Origin of the sequence: Vibrio mediterranei (genome assembly GCF_013364395.1) — a bacterium.
GTDB lineage: Bacteria > Pseudomonadota > Gammaproteobacteria > Enterobacterales > Vibrionaceae > Vibrio > Vibrio mediterranei.
Genome location: NZ_JABXGK010000008.1, coordinates 1,962,882 through 1,979,271 on the forward strand (window position 1 = coordinate 1,962,882; position 16,390 = coordinate 1,979,271).

The 16,390-nt window shown below is 46.1% G+C and carries 11 protein-coding genes; 8 read left to right on the plus strand and 3 right to left on the minus strand.

Translation table 11 applies throughout. The features are described 5' to 3' along the window. The first annotated feature begins 198 nt into the window (after positions 1-198). The 3 genes from HOP38_RS25880 (at position 199) to HOP38_RS25890 (ending at position 4,196) form a co-directional block, all read left to right on the plus strand. Complete coding sequence (locus tag HOP38_RS25880) at positions 199-1,548, plus strand: PTS sugar transporter subunit IIC (RefSeq protein WP_107306162.1); 1,350 nt, start codon at positions 199-201, stop codon at positions 1,546-1,548. Between the two features lie 9 nt (positions 1,549-1,557). Then, positions 1,558-2,985: a glycoside hydrolase family 1 protein gene (locus tag HOP38_RS25885; protein ID WP_006069683.1), complete on the plus strand. Its 1,428-nt coding sequence runs from the start codon at positions 1,558-1,560 to the stop codon at positions 2,983-2,985. A 203-nt stretch (positions 2,986-3,188) separates the two neighbouring features. Continuing rightward, positions 3,189-4,196, plus strand: coding sequence for a substrate-binding domain-containing protein (locus tag HOP38_RS25890; protein ID WP_006069682.1), 1,008 nt, complete (start codon positions 3,189-3,191; stop codon positions 4,194-4,196). Between the two features lie 55 nt (positions 4,197-4,251). Here the strand turns inward: HOP38_RS25890 and edd are convergent, their stop codons facing one another. Next, complete coding sequence (gene edd / locus HOP38_RS25895; RefSeq protein WP_198559333.1) at positions 4,252-6,066, minus strand: phosphogluconate dehydratase; 1,815 nt, start codon at positions 6,064-6,066, stop codon at positions 4,252-4,254. Continuing rightward, entirely contained in the window at positions 6,063-6,575 is a 513-nt protein-coding gene (locus HOP38_RS25900; RefSeq protein ID WP_198559389.1) for a gluconokinase, read from the minus strand. Before HOP38_RS25900 ends, edd begins: the two co-directional genes overlap by 4 nt. A 247-nt stretch (positions 6,576-6,822) precedes the next feature. On the opposite strand from HOP38_RS25900, the gene HOP38_RS25905 reads away from it, so the two are divergent. The 5 genes from HOP38_RS25905 to HOP38_RS25925 all read left to right on the plus strand — a co-directional run bounded on the left by HOP38_RS25905 (position 6,823) and on the right by HOP38_RS25925 (position 16,207). Then, positions 6,823-8,247 (plus strand): 6-phospho-beta-glucosidase, encoded by a 1,425-nt coding sequence (locus HOP38_RS25905; RefSeq protein WP_198559334.1) that lies wholly within the window; start codon positions 6,823-6,825, stop codon positions 8,245-8,247. A 294-nt stretch (positions 8,248-8,541) separates the two neighbouring features. Continuing rightward, complete coding sequence (gene putA, locus HOP38_RS25910) at positions 8,542-11,682, plus strand: bifunctional proline dehydrogenase/L-glutamate gamma-semialdehyde dehydrogenase PutA (RefSeq protein WP_198559335.1); 3,141 nt, start codon at positions 8,542-8,544, stop codon at positions 11,680-11,682. 11 nt (positions 11,683-11,693) lie between these two features. Next, positions 11,694-12,383 (plus strand): 1-pyrroline-5-carboxylate dehydrogenase, encoded by a 690-nt coding sequence (locus tag HOP38_RS25915; RefSeq protein ID WP_038227657.1) that lies wholly within the window; start codon positions 11,694-11,696, stop codon positions 12,381-12,383. An 80-nt stretch (positions 12,384-12,463) separates the two neighbouring features. After that, the gene (gene putP, locus HOP38_RS25920; protein ID WP_006069676.1) at positions 12,464-13,957 is read left to right on the plus strand and encodes a sodium/proline symporter PutP; all 1,494 of its coding nucleotides are present in this window, start codon (positions 12,464-12,466) and stop codon (positions 13,955-13,957) included. A 240-nt stretch (positions 13,958-14,197) separates the two neighbouring features. After that, the gene (locus HOP38_RS25925) at positions 14,198-16,207 is read left to right on the plus strand and encodes an alkyl/aryl-sulfatase (protein ID WP_062462947.1); all 2,010 of its coding nucleotides are present in this window, start codon (positions 14,198-14,200) and stop codon (positions 16,205-16,207) included. 69 nt (positions 16,208-16,276) lie between these two features. Here HOP38_RS25925 and cydX read toward each other — a convergent pair whose 3' ends face one another. After that, positions 16,277-16,381 carry a cytochrome bd-I oxidase subunit CydX gene (gene cydX / locus HOP38_RS25930; RefSeq protein ID WP_006069674.1) on the minus strand — a complete coding sequence of 35 codons (105 nt, stop codon included), beginning with the start codon at positions 16,379-16,381 and terminating at the stop codon, positions 16,277-16,279. Positions 16,382-16,390 lie beyond the last annotated feature (9 nt).

Sequence of the window (16,390 nt, forward strand, 5' to 3'; positions counted from 1 at the left end):
TCCTAGTGTTACGGGTAACTATCAGTTCGGCAATACGTTATCTATCAAAAGTGTTATCTAGCTCAAATTTGATGAGTAATTAGGCTTTTTTTCGTGCTCAAGCTAACAATTATCCGGATTTTTCTTTGTTTTCTAGTTTTGTTACCCGTAATGTTACCCGTAACAAATATGAACGACACGAATGGAAGGGGATACCTCGTGCTTAATAATGCGTTTACAGAAAAGCTCAATTACTGGGCGGGCTGGTTTACCAGCTTGAAATACGTGATGGCTATCAAGCAAGCATTTGTCATGCTGATGCCAGTCATTATCGTTGGTGCGTTTGGCGTACTGATTTCTAACATGGTTATGGGTACTCAGTCAGGTCTTGCTGCCTTTGAAACATTTGCCTTTTTGGCTGAATACCGTCCAATCATGGGACAAATAAACTATGCAACACTGAACTTCTTGACCATCGGGGCCATCTTTATGATTGGTCTTGAGCTTGGCAAGCTTAATGGTCAAGTTAACGCTTACTCAGGTTTGCTTGCTGTTATCTGTTTCGTGGCGGTCATTCCGACTACCTATGAAGTGGTTGTAGCGGGTGAAGCGTTTGAAGTGAGCAACGTTATTGCTCGCCAATATACCGACACTAAAGGCTTATTCTTGGGTATGTTTATCGCAATCCTATCGGTTGAGGTATACAGCAAGCTTCTGAAAGTTAGCGCTTTACAAATCAAGATGCCTGATTCTGTGCCACCAAATGTGGCGAACTCGTTCTCTGCATTGCTGCCGTCTATCATCACAGTTACTGCGATTGCTACGTTTGGTTTTGCGTTCTACGAGATTTCGGGAATGACGCTTTATGATGCAACGTATGCAGCGATTCAACGTCCGCTTGAAGGTGCTATCCAAAGTCTACCTGGTGTGCTTCTACTGATGTTCCTAGCTCAGGTTTTCTGGGTAGTGGGTATTCACGGTAACCAAATGATCAAGCCACTACGTGAGCCGCTGCTGCTTGGTGCGATTGCCGCAAATATGACAGCTTATGAAAACGGTGAAGAAATTCCGAACATCATTACGATGCCTTTCTGGGACATCTACATGAGTATCGGTGGTTCAGGTGTCACGATTGGCCTACTTGTCGCAGTCTTCTTAGTATGTAAGAAACGTAAAGATATGCGCGAGATTGCCAAGCTTTCTGTCGGTCCAGGTGCATTCAACATCAACGAGCCAGTGGTGTTTGGTATGCCTATCATGCTAAACCCGATTCTAGCGATTCCATTCATTATTACACCGCTAATTACCGGTATGATTGGTTACTACGCAACAGCGATTGGTTTTGCAGGTAAGGCTGTGGTGATGATTCCTTGGACCTGTCCACCGATTCTGAGCTCATGGCTGGCGACGGGTGGTTCACTTGGTGCAGTGGTGACTCAGATCGCTTGTATTGTTACCTCGATTCTCATCTACCTACCATTTGTGAAAGTGTGTGAGAACCAGTTCAAAGAGCAGCTCGATAATCTAGAAAGCGAGCAAAAAACGGAAGCGAAAGAAGCGGTAGCTTAAGGACGCATAATGACTCAATACTCTATGAAGTTTCCTGAAGGTTTTATTCTTGGTGCAGCAGCGTCTGCATGGCAAACCGAAGGTTGGAGTGGTAAGAAAGATAGCCAAGATTCTTATATTGATGCTTGGTACAAGAATGACCGAAAAGTCTGGCATAACGGCTATGGGCCAGCTGTCGCGACTGATTTCTACAACCGTTATGTTGAAGATATTGACCTCATGCAGGTGGTGGGGTTAACCCACTACCGCAGCTCCATCAACTGGTCTCGTTTTATGCTTGATTATGAGCAAGGGATTGTAGATGAAGAGTATGCAGGCTACGTTGATAAGGTCATTGATACCATGCTTGCCAAGGGTATCGAGCCGATGTTCTGTTTGGAGCATTATGAGCTGCCCGCTTATTTGCTCGAACATTACGGTGGCTGGAGCTCGCCTAAAGTGGTTGATATGTTTGTTCACTACGCGGAGGAAGTGTTCAAGCGTTACGCTCATAAGGTGAAGTATTGGTTTAGTTTCAATGAACCTATCGTGGTGCAAACCCGAGTGTATCTTGATGCGATTCGTTACCCGTACGAACAAGATACCAATAAGTGGATGGTGTGGAATCATGCCAAAAACTTAGCGACGGCAAAAATCGTTAAAGCTTATCGTGACCAAGGCTACGACGGAAAAATCGGCGTGGTGCTAAACCCTGAAGTGACCTATCCACGTTCTAGTGCGGTGCATGACAAACGAGCGGCTGAAATCTACGATTTGTTCTACAATCGTGTGTTTTTGGACCCGGCTATCAAAGGAGAATATCCGGCGGAGTTGTTAACGTTATTGAGAGGCAATGGCATTGACTTCGCACCAACGGAAGAAGACCTTGCGATCATCAAACATAATACTGTGGACTTTATTGGAGCCAACCTCTATTACCCACACAGAGTGAAAGCGCCGGAAGCGGAATGGCCAAAGCACGTGCCGTTTCATCCGAAAAAGTACTTTAGCGGCTTTGACTTACCGGGTAGAGAAATGAACTTCTCACGAGGTTGGGAGATCGATCCGGCTATTGTTTATGATATGGCGATGCGCATTAAAAATGAGTACGGTAATATCGAGTGGATCTTGAGTGAAAACGGTATGGGCATTGAAAATGAAGCTGAGTTCAAAGATGAACAAGGCCAGATTCAAGATGACTACCGTATTGATTTTATCTCAAGGCACTTGTTCCATTTGCTAAGAGCGATCGAAGACGGCGCAAACTGTAGAGGCTACATGCTTTGGGCGTTCACGGACAATGTCTCACCTATGAATGCTTTCAAGAACCGCTATGGCTTGGTAGAGATTGATCTGGAAGACAATCGCAACCGTCGGGTGAAAAAATCCGGCCAATGGTATAAAACCTTGTCTGAGACTCGATGTCTAGATATCGATCTGGATGATGAGTACCGCTAAACCCTAATATCGGCGAGTTTACATACTCGCCGTTCTTTTCTCCCAATTTTGTTTGCCCTGCCTAATATTACTAGCTATCTATTTGAATCTGATATAAAAATCGTTATTCTTCAACCGTCCCTACCTAGAGATTTGGATAACAGTTAGTTCATTAACAGCAAAAATGTTACAGTAACATTCACTACTACTTGAGAATTCGTTGAATGACTATGGAAGCAAAACGTTCACGCCCAACTTTGCAAGATATTGCTGATAGAGTGGGTATCACTAAAATGACGGTAAGTCGCTACATGCGCAATCCAGATTCGGTCGCCCAAGCGACTCGCGATAAAATCGCTCAAGTGGTTGAAGAGCTTGGATATATCCATAATAGAACGCCTGCGATGCTGTCGAAATCGTCGAGTAAAGCGATTGGTATACTGTTGCCTTCATTGTCTAACCAAGTATTTTCTAGCTTCGCGCAAGGTGTTGAGCATGTGACTAACCTCAATGGTTACGATACCTTGATCGCTCACTACAGCTACGATCGTGATGTGGAAGAAAAGAAAATCGAATCTTTTCTTTCTTATCAAGTAGATGGCCTAATTTTGACGGACACCAATCATACCGAGCGCACGCTGCAAATGATAAAAACCGCAGGTATTCCTGTGGTAGAAGCCATGGATTTACCGGTTAATCCTATTGATATGGCGGTCGGTTTGGACCATATGCAGGCGGCTTATGAAGTGGTGACGCAAATGATAGCCAAAGGTAAGCGCAATATCGCTTATTTTGGTGCTCGCCTAGATACCCGAACTCAGCTACGTATGCACGGCTATGATAAAGCGGTCACTGAGGCAGGGCTGGAACCTCTACACGTATTAACCAAAGAGCACTCTAGTTTTGCTTTGGGTAGTACTTTGCTCGACAAAGCTCTGCTAATTCAACCAGAGCTTGATGGCGTATTCTGCACCAACGATGATATTGCGATTGGTACTATTATGGCGTGTCGTGCTAAGCAACAACGAGTTCCTGAGGATATTAGCGTCGTTGGTTTTAACGCTCTGGATATGGGTAAAGTGATTAGCCCAACCTTGGCAAGTATTGATACACCACGATTTGAGATTGGAAAAAAGAGCGCCGAGTTATTACTATCGGCGCTATCAGGAGCCCCAAGCGAGCAAAAAGTTTTTGATATGGGCTTTACGATTACTGAGGGAGAGAGTCTCTAACTCAGAATCTCGCCTTAATGAAAACTCGGGGGTAGGCTCGCGGGGTCAACATGGTTTAGTCGGCAAAGAGGAAACTCGCTCCTCGGTCTGCTGCTGAGACGTTCTGGCGACAAGTTGCAAACAGATCTCTGCCCCAAGTCTGTTGATGGATTTCGGCATCATGAGCCTCTAGAGGGCGACTCTCGATACCTTCGAATACTTTGAGTTCTCCACGGTGGCAATCTAATCGAACCCTATCGCCATCTTGTATACGTGCAATGTTTCCACCTCGCAGGGCTTCTGGCGATACATGAATCGCTGCGGGGATTTTCCCTGACGCGCCAGACAGCCGACCATCGGTCACCAAGGCGACGTTAAAACCTTTATTTTGGATATTGCCAAGCAATGGCATCAATTTATGCAGCTCAGGCATGCCGTTAGCTGCTGGGCCATTAAAACGCACGACGACCACGCAGTCGCACTCGAGTTCGCCTCGCTGATAGGCTGCTTCCACTTGACTCTGATCGTTAAATACTTTGGCTGGTGCTTCGATAATCTGGTGCTCTGGTTTTACCGCCGACACTTTAACGATAGCTTGCCCTAAGTTACCTGATACTTGCTTTAACCCGCCCGTTTTTTGGTAATACTGCTTGTCATTAGCGATGACCTCAGGGTTTTTCGTCCCATTAGAGCGTAACCAAGTTAGGACCTGATCATCAGATTGAGTGTCTAATTCTGGGTAGCAAAGTTGATCTTCAAAACGGCCAAATGCCGTCACGGTATCGCGATGCAGTAACCCTTGCTGGTTGAGTCTGGTTAATAGAGCAGGGACACCGCCCGCTGCATGAAATGCATTGATATCACTGGTGCCATTCGGGTAAATATTGACGACCAGAGGTACGATGTCGGAAAGATCGTTGATGTCTTGCCAAGTTAGTAGCAAGCCTGCAGCTCGGGCGACGGCAATCATATGAATGCTGTGATTCGTGCTACCACCAGAAGCGAGTAGGGCTACCACACCGTTAATCAAGTTTTTTGCTGAGACTACGTCACACAATGGGCGATAGTTTGCTGAACCTGCAATGCTACTGGCGATTCGCTTCGCGGCATCTTGTGTTAATGCTGTTCGCAGCGGGGAATCTGGTGGTACAAACGCGCTGCCGGGTAGCATTAACCCCATGGCTTCAAACACTAATTGATTGGTATTGGCGGTGCCAAAGAAGGTACAGGTACCACTGCTGTGGTAAGCACGACATTCCATCTCTAGCAGCGAATCTTTACCAAGCTCTCCAGCGGCGTGCTGTTGGCGAATAGTGACCTTCTCTTCATTAGAGATTCCCGTTGCCATTGGACCTGCGGGAATAAACGCAGTGGGAAGATGGCCATACGCCAGCGCGCCCATTAATTGACCGGGCGCTATCTTGTCGCAAATACCAAGCAGTAAGTTACCATCAAACATATTGTGGCTGAGTGAGAAGGCGGTGCTTTGGGCGATAAGATCGCGTGAAAACAGCGACATATCCATACCCGGCTGTCCTTGTGTGACTCCGTCGCACATTGCGGGAACACAGCCCGCGACTTGCGAGGTATGGCTTAACGGACTTAACGCTTGTTGGATGAGTTCCGGATAACTCTCATAGGGCTTATGAGCGCTCAACATGTCGTTGTATGACGAGATGATAGCCAAGTTGGCGCTGGTGTTGTTGAGTAAGGACTGTTTGTCCGCATCGCACGCTGCAGCCACGGCGTGTGCAAGGTTGCCGCACGAGAGTTGCGAGCGCCCTTTGCCTGCTAGTTTTTGCTTCGCAATATTCGCTAAATATTGTTGTCTTAATTTTTCACTGCGCTGCTCGATACGCTGCGTAACGGCCAGTAAGGTTGTATGAGTCATGATACAACCTCAAGCGTGGCATTAGATAATTGGCTGCGGATATCACGAACGGCGGTCTGAATCACACGTTCTAGTGGCATGTCGATAGGTACAGTCAAGACATCCAGTTCACAATCAGGGCGTTCTAGAGCTTCAAACTGACTTCGCAGGAGGGAGCCTTTCATAAAATGCCCTCCTCGTTGTTCGACACGTTGTCGAATGAGTTCAAACTCTCCATCTAGGAACACAAAGATAAGGTTATTGTTGCCAAGTCTTAATGTGTCGCGGTACCCTTTTTTAAGTGCAGAGCAAACAATAACACCATGCTCATTCTTGCATCCTAGGCTGTACGCGGCATCGTTAATACGCGTCAACCATGGCGCTCTGTCATCATCAGTCAGCGGTATGCCTGCGGCCATTTTGTCGATATTGCTTCTCGGGTGAAGATCATCGCCATCGATAAACTTTGCGCCTAATACATCGGCAATCCCTTTGCCTACTGTGCTCTTACCTGAGCCAGAAACTCCCATAACAATAATGCACTTCCCCAAGTTCCCTCCTCACGAATCAAAATTTGATCCAATCCGCACAATTCAATTAATTCACAAACTGGACTTCATATTATCGATGTTACTGGTAACATGATACCGGTAACTTTTAATGTTGTGAACAAGAGCACATCCAGTTAAGAAACTTAATTACAGCCGAAATGAGGCTGGCATAGTGTTGATAAAATGCTAGCTCATCGGTTCACGACGTACTATTTGAGGGGTAACAATGTCGGTATTTCCAGAGAACTTTTTATGGGGCGGAGCTATCGCTGCTAACCAAGCTGAGGGTGGGCACCTAGAGGGCGGTAAAGGCCTAACTACGGTCGATATGATTCCGTACGGTGACAATCGTATGCCTATTAAGCTGGGTCTACGTGAGCAAGTAGCGCTCGATGAATCGGAGTTTTATCCAAGTCATGGAGCTATCGATTTCTATCATCGCTATAAAGAAGACGTCGCGCTATTAGCGGAAATGGGCTTCAAAGTGTTCCGGACTTCTATTGCTTGGGCAAGAATTTTCCCTAAAGGCGATGAGCTAGAACCTAATCAAGAAGGGATTGCTTACTACCAAGATCTGTTCCGTGAATGTCAGAAGCATGGTATTGAACCTCTTGTTACCTTATGCCATTTCGACGTGCCAATGCACTTGGTAAACACATATGGTTCGTGGCGCAGTCGTGAAATGATTGGTTTTTTTGAGCGTTATGCTCGCACTTGTTTTGAAGCATTTGATGGTTTGGTTAAGTACTGGCTCACATTTAATGAAATCAACATCTTGCTAGCAAGTCCATTCTCTGGTGCTGGCCTGCTATTTAAAGAAGGTGAGAACAAAGAGCAGGTGAAATATCAAGCGGCGCACCATGAGCTTGTGGCAAGTGCTCTAGTGACCAAAATCGCCCATGAGATTAACCCTGATAACCAAGTGGGTTGCATGTTAGCGGGTGGCAACTTCTATCCGTACTCCTGCAAACCTGAAGATGTCAAAATGGCGCTTGATAAAGATCGAGAGAATCTATTCTTTATTGATGTCCAAGCCAGAGGCTATTACCCATCTTATGCTCAAAGAACGTTCCGCGATAAAGGTGTAGAACTTGAGATTCATGACGGCGACTTGGAGATTCTAAAGCACACTGTGGACTTTATTTCTTTTAGTTACTACGCCTCTCGTTGCGCTTCCGCTGATATGAATAAAGGCAACACCAGTGAAGCCAATGTCGTGAAGTCGGTTCGCAATCCACACCTTGAAGCCAGCGATTGGGGCTGGGTTATTGACCCTCTCGGTTTGCGTATCGCCATGAATACCCTTTATGATCGTTATCAGAAGCCGTTGTTTTTAGTAGAAAATGGCCTTGGAGCCAAAGATGTGGTGGAAGCGAACGGTGAGATTAACGATGACTATCGCATCGACTATCTGCGCGCTCATATCAAAGCGATGGGAGAAGCCATTGAAGATGGTGTGCCTTTGATGGGCTATACGCCTTGGGGGTGCATTGATTTGGTCGCCGCATCCACTGGAGAAATGAGTAAACGCTATGGCTTTATCTACGTTGACCGTGACAACAAAGGTAATGGTACGTTGAAGCGTTCTCGTAAGAAGTCGTTCTTCTGGTACAAAAAAGTGATTGAATCCAACGGTGAAGATTTGTCATAACCTCCGTTTCTCATTGGTGATTATGAAGGGGTGCCTATGTGCATCCCTTTTTTGTGTTTTAAAACTGAGGGGAATGTTTAGCGAGAACGAAACAATATGTTAATTTGGTTGCAGATTGTAACGGCTCATTTTGTCTAACTCGATGTGACCTTGTATTAATTTTGTTAATAAGCGTAGAAAACAGCAAAAAGCTCGGAGTTTTTGACAAGTAATTCCTTAACACTCAAAATACACTGCCTGCCATCGTAGTAGTCCAGTCGTCTTTTTCGACTGAGTAGAGATTGAGGAACACACATGTTTACAGCAACAGATGTGCTAAAAACGGAGTTTGTCGAGCAGCCGCTTGAACAGCTCTGGTCACTGATCTCTCCACTTTACATGGTGGATGAGTCTCAATGGTTGAAACAGCTTTTACCTCTGGCGACGCCGCAAGGCGATGAAGCCCAGCAAATCCCACAGAAAACCACCGAGCTTATCGAAGCCATCCGTGCCGATAAAAATGCCATTCAAATGATTGATGCTTTGCTGCTTGAGTACAGTTTAGATACTCAAGAAGGCATTTTGCTGATGTGTTTAGCAGAAGCGTTAATGCGCATTCCTGATTCTGCAACGGCTGATGCGCTTATTCGCGACAAACTGAGTGTCGCTGATTGGAAATCTCACCTGAAAAATTCTGACTCTGTGTTTGTCAATGCGTCAACATGGGGTCTTATGCTGACGGGCAAAGTTGTCGGGCTTGCTGAGTCTGAATCACAAAGCCCAGCAAAAGCAGTGAACCGTTTAGTCAACAAGTTCTCAGAGCCTGTGATTCGTAAAGCCATGTATCAGGCCATGAAGATCATGGGGCATCAGTTTGTTTTGGGCCGCAGCATTGGTGAAGCTCAGAAGAATGGCAAAAAGATGCGTGATCGCGGTTTTACCTACTCTTATGACATGCTAGGTGAAGCGGCGCTCACTAAATCTGATGCTGACAAGTATTTCAAAGACTACCTGATGGCGATCGAAGCAGTAGGCAGTGATAAATACGGCTTAGATACTAGTCCAGCACCATCAGTTTCAATCAAGCTGTCGGCACTTCACCCTCGTTACGAAGTCGCTAACGAAGAGCGTGTGCTGACTGAGCTTTGCGATACGTTAACTCAGCTTCTCACTCGAGCGCGAGAGCTGGATGTGGCGATTACGATTGATGCGGAAGAAGCTGACCGTCTTGAGCTATCACTTAAATTATTTGAGAAAGTGTATCGTAGCGACGTGGCTAAAGGGTGGGGCAAGTTTGGTCTGGTGATCCAGGCTTATTCTAAGCGTGCACTTCCTGTTTTGGTTTGGGTTAACGCTTTAGCGAAGCAGCAAGGCGACCTGATTCCACTCCGCTTAGTGAAAGGTGCGTATTGGGACAGCGAAATCAAATGGTCTCAGCAAGCGGGCTATGATGCGTACCCTGTCTATACCCGTAAAGAAGCGACCGATGTTGCATACCTAGCGTGTGCTCGATTCCTATTGAGTGAAAACGTGCGTGGCAATATTTTCCCGCAGTTTGCGAGTCACAATGCACACACAGTGACGGCCATTGCGACAATGGCTCAGCACACCGATTACGAATTCCAGCGTTTACATGGTATGGGTGATTCACTTTATGACCATGTGATGGATACGCATAAACAGCCAGTACGAATCTACGCACCAGTGGGTAGTCACAAAGACTTGCTGCCATACCTAGTGCGTCGTCTGCTGGAAAACGGTGCAAACAGCAGCTTCGTCCACCGCCTTGTTGATGCGCGTTGTCCTGTTGACAGCTTAACTGTTCATCCGGTAGATGCATTGCTTGCCAATGACACCCTACACAACGCTAATATCGATCTACCTCCCGCTATTTTTGCCGATCGTAAAAACTCCGTGGGTGTGAACGTTGATATTGAGAGCGAAGTGAAAGACTACGAGCACAAAGTTGAAGTGTTCCGAGCTAAGCAGTGGCAAGGTGCTCCGATCATTAATGGTCAATCGCAATACGAAAGCATGATCAAGGAAGGTGCTAACGTTGATACGATCACTGCGCCTTATGATCGCCGCCTTGTCGTGGGTCAAGTGGCTATGGCTAACCTTGATCATGTTTCCGAAGCTATCCGAGTAGCAGAGCAAGGTTTCACTAGTTGGTCGCAGACACCATATGTTGAGCGTGGTCAGTGCTTACTAACACTGGCAGACAAGCTAGAAGAAAATCTTCATGAGTTGGTGGCGATTTGCCATCAGGAAGCGGGTAAGACCATTCACGACAGTATTGATGAAGTGCGCGAAGCGGTCGATTTCTGTCGTTACTATGCGAAACAACCACATATTTTTGAAACGCAATCGGTACTTGGCTTTGACGGTCAGTCAAAAACATTGACACGCGGCGGACGAGGTGTGTTTGTTTGTATTAGTCCGTGGAACTTCCCACTGGCGATTTTCCTAGGTCAGGTCACGGCAGCATTGGTTGCGGGTAATACCGTTGTGGCTAAACCTGCGGAGCAAACTTCTCTTATCGCTGTACGTGCTGTTGAGTTAATGCTTGAAGCAGGCTTCCCTGCTGATGCGATTCAACTGATTACAGGACGCGGTGCTGATGTAGGTCAGGCGTTAACCTCGCACCCAGCGATTGCTGGTGTTGCCTTTACTGGCTCTACGCCAACGGCCCAGCGCATCAATAGCACGCTTGCAGCACGTCAAGTTGCGCCAGTACCATTTATTGCAGAGACCGGCGGTCAAAATGCGATGATTGTTGACTCGACCGCACTGCCTGAGCAAGTCGTTCGCGATGTTGTTCGCTCTGCCTTCGCTTCTGCCGGACAGCGCTGTTCTGCATTGCGTGTTCTGTTTATTCAAGAGGACATTGCGGAGCGTGTTATTAACCTGATTCAAGGCGCAATGGATGAGCTTAAAGTGGGCTTGCCATATCTGCATGCTACCGATGTGGGCCCAGTAATTGATGCCAATGCGAAGCAAAAACTACTGGCACATATTGATGCGATGGCAAAACAAGGCAGCAAAGTGGCGCAACTGTCGCTTGATGCTGAGTGCCAAGAAGGGGATTTTGTACCGCCTTGTGCGTTTGAAATTTCTGATATCTCTGTGCTAACGGAAGAACATTTCGGTCCTATTCTCCATATCGTCCGCTTCAAAGCATCTGAACTACCAAAAGTGGTTGATAGCATCAACGCCACAGGTTTTGGCTTGACGCTAGGTGTCCACAGCCGTAATGAATCGACGTACGAGTGGGTGGAAAAACACGCTCGAGTGGGGAACTGCTACATCAACCGTGATCAAGTCGGTGCGGTGGTAGGGGTTCAACCATTTGGAGGACAGGGTCTCTCCGGAACTGGACCAAAAGCAGGTGGCCCACACTACCTATATCGCTTTACTGATGTCATTAACGCCAACGCTAATCAAGCGGCGAAATAAGGAGAAAAATCATGGTCAATAACGCAACTATTTTCTCCGATGTTTTGACAGCATGGGAAGGTTGGAATCTTAGTGATTTTGCTGAGCAACGTGAGTGCTTACTTTCTGCTCAGCGTAATATGAATGAACTGAACGCTACGCTCGCTAGCGTGATGGCATTCCATATTCAACAAGCTAACGTGTTATTAGCTAACCCGCATGTGATGCCAGGGCCAACGGGTGAAACCAATGAGCTTTATGCGGCGGGGCGTGGTGTGGTTTTAGTGGTTCTAGAGAGCGAAGAAGCACAAGCTAAGATCGCGGCAATGGCGCAAATTACCGCAGCACTTATCGCTGGTAATGGTGTCATTGTTTGTTCTGGTAACGACAAGTTTAATCAAATTTTAAAATCGGCAGTCGAGCGTTCTCAACTGCCTACTAACCTAGTTCAATTTGTGGCTTTAGAAGAAGCTTCCACCTTTATCGAGTTCGATGTACGAGTGGTTGGTCTTGTTGGCTCTAAAGACACTGAATGGCAGGTTAACCATCAACTGGCTAATCGCGATGGAGCGATAGGTCTTTTGGTGTCTGAGACGGATTTGGCGCTGCTGCCTGTGGCGCACGATCCGAATCTCGTGTTGAGGTTCATAACAGAAAGAACAAGAACCATCAATATTACAGCAGTGGGGGGCAACGCTACTTTGCTTGAGCTTGGTAGCTAGTGACATAAGGTTACGGACCCCTACCAGCCTCCAATATCACCGTTATGTTGGAGGCTGTATTCTAGGATGAGGAAATAATAATGATTCAAAATAGCTTCGCTATTACAACTACTTTCATCGCTTATTTGGCGTTGATGCTCGCTATCGGTGTGATTGCTTACAAGCGCACGGCCAATTCTAGCGACTACTTTCTAGGTGGTCGTTCATTAGGACCATGGCCAGCGGCTTTGTCTGCAGGTGCATCGGATATGAGTGGCTGGTTACTGCTAGGTCTTCCTGGCTATGCGTATGCAGCAGGTATTGAAGCTTTCTGGCTTGCTGGCGGCTTGCTGGTTGGTACATGGCTAAACTGGCTAATCTGTGCAAAACGACTACGTACTTACAGTATTACTACTGACGCACTGACCCTGCCTGAATATTTGTCTCGTCGTTTTAACGACAATTCAAAAGTGATTCAGGTTGTATCTGCGTTCTTCATTTTGCTTTTCTTCCTTTTCTATACCAGTTCTGGTCTAGTGGCAGGTGGTAAACTGTTTGAAACAGTATTTGGCTTGGATTACACCATTGCCGTCATCATCGGTACGGTATGTGTTGTCTCGTACACGTTATTCGGTGGCTTCCTAGCAGTATCTTGGACTGACTTAGTTCAGGGCCTATTGATGGCAGCGGCACTGATGATTGTTCCTGTGATTGGTATGCAAGGTGGGTTCGGTCAGCTAACGTCTGATCTTGAAGCCATTAACCCAGAGCTTCTTACTCTATGGAATGACACGAAAGGCCAGCCGCTATCTGCAATCGCTATCATCTCTCTAGTGGCATGGGGTCTAGGTTACTTTGGTCAGCCACACATCCTCGCGCGTTTTAAAGCATCTCGTTCAAACAAAGACTTAACGACTGCTCGTCGTATTGCTGTAGTTTGGTCTGCGTTGTCTATGCTTGGTGCAATGCTAGTGGGTGTTGTAGGTCTGGTTTACACTACAGGCACTGGTGGCGATGTACTGGCAGATGGTGAGAAAATCTTCATGTTACTAGTTAATGCGCTATTCCACCCAGTAGTCGCTGGTATCCTTTTGGCTGCAATTCTCGCGGCTATTATGAGTACAGCGGATTCTCAGCTATTGGTGTCTTCGTCGGCGTTGGCAGAAGATTTCTACAAGCAAATCATCAACAAAGATGCGACATCTGAGCAAGTAGTGATGGTAGGTCGTGTCGGTGTTATCTTATTGTCAATTATCGCACTGGTTCTTGCGATGACTCCAGACAGCTCGGTACTTGGACTAGTGTCTTATGCGTGGGCTGGGTTCGGTGCTGCCTTTGGTCCTGCAATCCTACTAAGCCTATACTGGTCTGGTATGAACCGTAATGGCGCTATCGCGGGTATTTTAGTTGGTGGTGTGACTATCGTAGTTTGGAAACAGCTAACTGGCGGCATCTTCGATATCTACGAAATCGTTCCTGGGTTTATCCTATCTTGGATTGCGATTATGGTAGTTAGCTCAATGACTGGTGGCCCAGACAAAGCGGTTCAAGCTCAGCATGAAGCATTTGAGAAGAACCTAATCGAGTTAGACTAATCACCATCTTTGTGATTTAGCATAGTTAATACATCAAATGGCCCTCAGTTACTGAGGGCCATTTTTTTAGTTCTATTAATACAAAAAAGTATATGCCAATCAGACAATTGAAGATAAATCTCAATAACTGAATCATATTTAATCGACTTCTAAATTCTGCACTATCGTTCAAGCGAATCGGTTTGATTAACATGCATCTCGTCAGCTTAACAAAGCAAAATAATTTTGAACGAGGTATCCATGAAACAGTCAACTAAAACGCTCTTCACACTCCTTCCGCTTACTATGGTTATGGCCCAGGCACTCAATGCCGCGCCATTAGATAGTTATGACTTCACTGCGAACTCAAAGGGTGCAACGTCATACACGGCAAAGGCCAACCAAGAGGTTTACAAGCAGTTAGACTTCAACAATAAAAAAGCGTTTGAAGAAGTAGATCGCGGCTTTATTGCTCCCCTAGATAATGGTGGACTCATCAAAGGTATTGCTGATGTGCCAGCAATGCAGTTTGTACAAGGTAAACAAGCACCAGATACGGTGAACCCAAGCTTATGGCGTCACTCTCAGTTGGTAAACCGTGGCGGTTTGTACGAAGTGCTACCAAACAAAATCTATCAGGTACGCGGTAATGATGTGTCTAACTTAACCATCATCGAAACGGACAACGGCATCATTCTTTATGATATCGAATATTCACCAGAAACCATGAAAGCGGCTTATGAGCTTTACGCGAAGCATCGAGGCAACCGTCCGTTAAAAGCTATCATCATTTCACACTCTCACACCGACCATTATGGTGGCATTGAAGGTGTTATTAAGTCAGGTCTTGCATCTGAGCAAGATATTGCGAGTGGCAAGATTCCAGTGTATGTACCACAAGGTTTTGTTGAACATGCCGTAGGTGAAAACGTACTGTTTGGTAACATTATGAGTCGTCGTGCTGTGTACCAATATGGCTTCCTGCTACCGAAAAATGAAAAAGGTATTACCACAGCAGCGCTAGGTCCGCTGGTGGCTGCGGGTGCTAATGGCTTGCCAACTACGGTTCACGAAATCACTAAGCAAAAAGAATCGGTTACCATTGATGGTTTGCAATTCGACTTCCGTTTGGTTCCTGAATCAGAAGCGCCATCGGAAATGGTCTTCGAAATCCCAGCTTGGGGTGCGGTTTCTATGGCTGAAGACGTTAATCACCTTCAACACAACATTTACACGATGCGCGGCGCTAAAACGCGTGACGCTGGTAAATGGGCGAAATACATCAATAATGCGATTGTTGAATGGCACGACAGTGCGAAAGTGCTATTTGGCCCTCATACATGGCCAACTTGGGGTAACGAAGAAGTCATTAACTACATGAAAGGTCAGCGTGATTTGTACAAAGCGATTAACGACCAAACCACTCGATTAGCTAACTACGGTTATCGTCCAAGAGATATTGCTAAGAAGATCGAAATCGCTGACCCGATCATGAAACAGTGGAACAACCGAGATTACTACGGCAACTTCGAAAACAATGTCATTGCTACCTACGTTAACAACCTAGGTTGGTTCGACGGTAACCCAGTGGAAATAGCTCGTCACACTGATGCAGATACCGGTAAGCGTTATGTTGAGAGCTTTGGTGGCGAGGATGTCGTGATTGAGAAAGCGCTGGATTACTACCAACAAGGTGATTATGCATTTACTGTTCAGCTGCTAAACAACATTGAGTCGTATAACAAAGACAACAAGAAAGCCAATTACTTGATGGCTGATGCGTTTGAACAACTAGGCTTCCAAGAGGAAACCGCGCTTAATCGCAACTGGTATTTGACGGCTGCAAAAGAGCTTCGTAACGATAACTTGTTGCCACAAGTTGTGAACTCAGCAGGTCCAGATGTGATTAAAGCCATTCCTTCTGATTTGATGATGGATGTGTTCGCAACACGTATCGTTCCTCAGAAGTCATTAGACGCAGGCCGAATTGCCTTTGATTTTGAATTAAACGGAGAATCATTTGGTGTAGAAGTCGAGAATGGTGTAATGAACTCAGCGCTGGATTATCACCCTCAAGATTCAATGGGTACGATCAAAGCCGATAACATGACGCTGTTTGGTATCATCAGCCACAAACTGACAGTAAAAGATGCCCTTGCTACTGGTGCGTTAAAAGTAACCGGAGACCAATCGGTACTGAACAAGTTTATGGGCGTTCTAGATAGCAATATCCCAGCAAACTTCAACTTGATTCAACCGCGTATGAACTAATCGTACAAAATAAGTAGACAAACGAGAAAGCCCACGACAACGTGGGCTTTTGTCTTTTCAGACAATGGATTAACCATCCATATCTTCTTTATTGCGCTGCTCTAACCACATCGCATTGATGACCCCGAAGGAGCATGCGAGCAACACACCCAGAACCCAACAGATATACCACATACGTTTTAT

What these genes read in the sequence shown, in the direction of transcription:
- putP (WP_006069676.1), top strand. Translation starts at nt 12,464, where the DNA reads ATGATTCAAAATAGCTTCGCTATTACAACTACTTTCATCGCTTATTTG.
- HOP38_RS25905 (WP_198559334.1), top strand. Translation starts at nt 6,823, where the DNA reads ATGTCGGTATTTCCAGAGAACTTTTTATGGGGCGGAGCTATCGCTGCT.
- HOP38_RS25915 (WP_038227657.1), top strand. Translation starts at nt 11,694, where the DNA reads ATGGTCAATAACGCAACTATTTTCTCCGATGTTTTGACAGCATGGGAA.
- putA (WP_198559335.1), top strand. Translation starts at nt 8,542, where the DNA reads ATGTTTACAGCAACAGATGTGCTAAAAACGGAGTTTGTCGAGCAGCCG.
- HOP38_RS25890 (WP_006069682.1), top strand. Translation starts at nt 3,189, where the DNA reads ATGACTATGGAAGCAAAACGTTCACGCCCAACTTTGCAAGATATTGCT.
- HOP38_RS25900 (WP_198559389.1), bottom strand. Translation starts at nt 6,575, where the DNA reads ATGGGAGTTTCTGGCTCAGGTAAGAGCACAGTAGGCAAAGGGATTGCC.
- HOP38_RS25885 (WP_006069683.1), top strand. Translation starts at nt 1,558, where the DNA reads ATGACTCAATACTCTATGAAGTTTCCTGAAGGTTTTATTCTTGGTGCA.
- edd (WP_198559333.1), bottom strand. Translation starts at nt 6,066, where the DNA reads ATGACTCATACAACCTTACTGGCCGTTACGCAGCGTATCGAGCAGCGC.
- HOP38_RS25925 (WP_062462947.1), top strand. Translation starts at nt 14,198, where the DNA reads ATGAAACAGTCAACTAAAACGCTCTTCACACTCCTTCCGCTTACTATG.
- cydX (WP_006069674.1), bottom strand. Translation starts at nt 16,381, where the DNA reads ATGTGGTATATCTGTTGGGTTCTGGGTGTGTTGCTCGCATGCTCCTTC.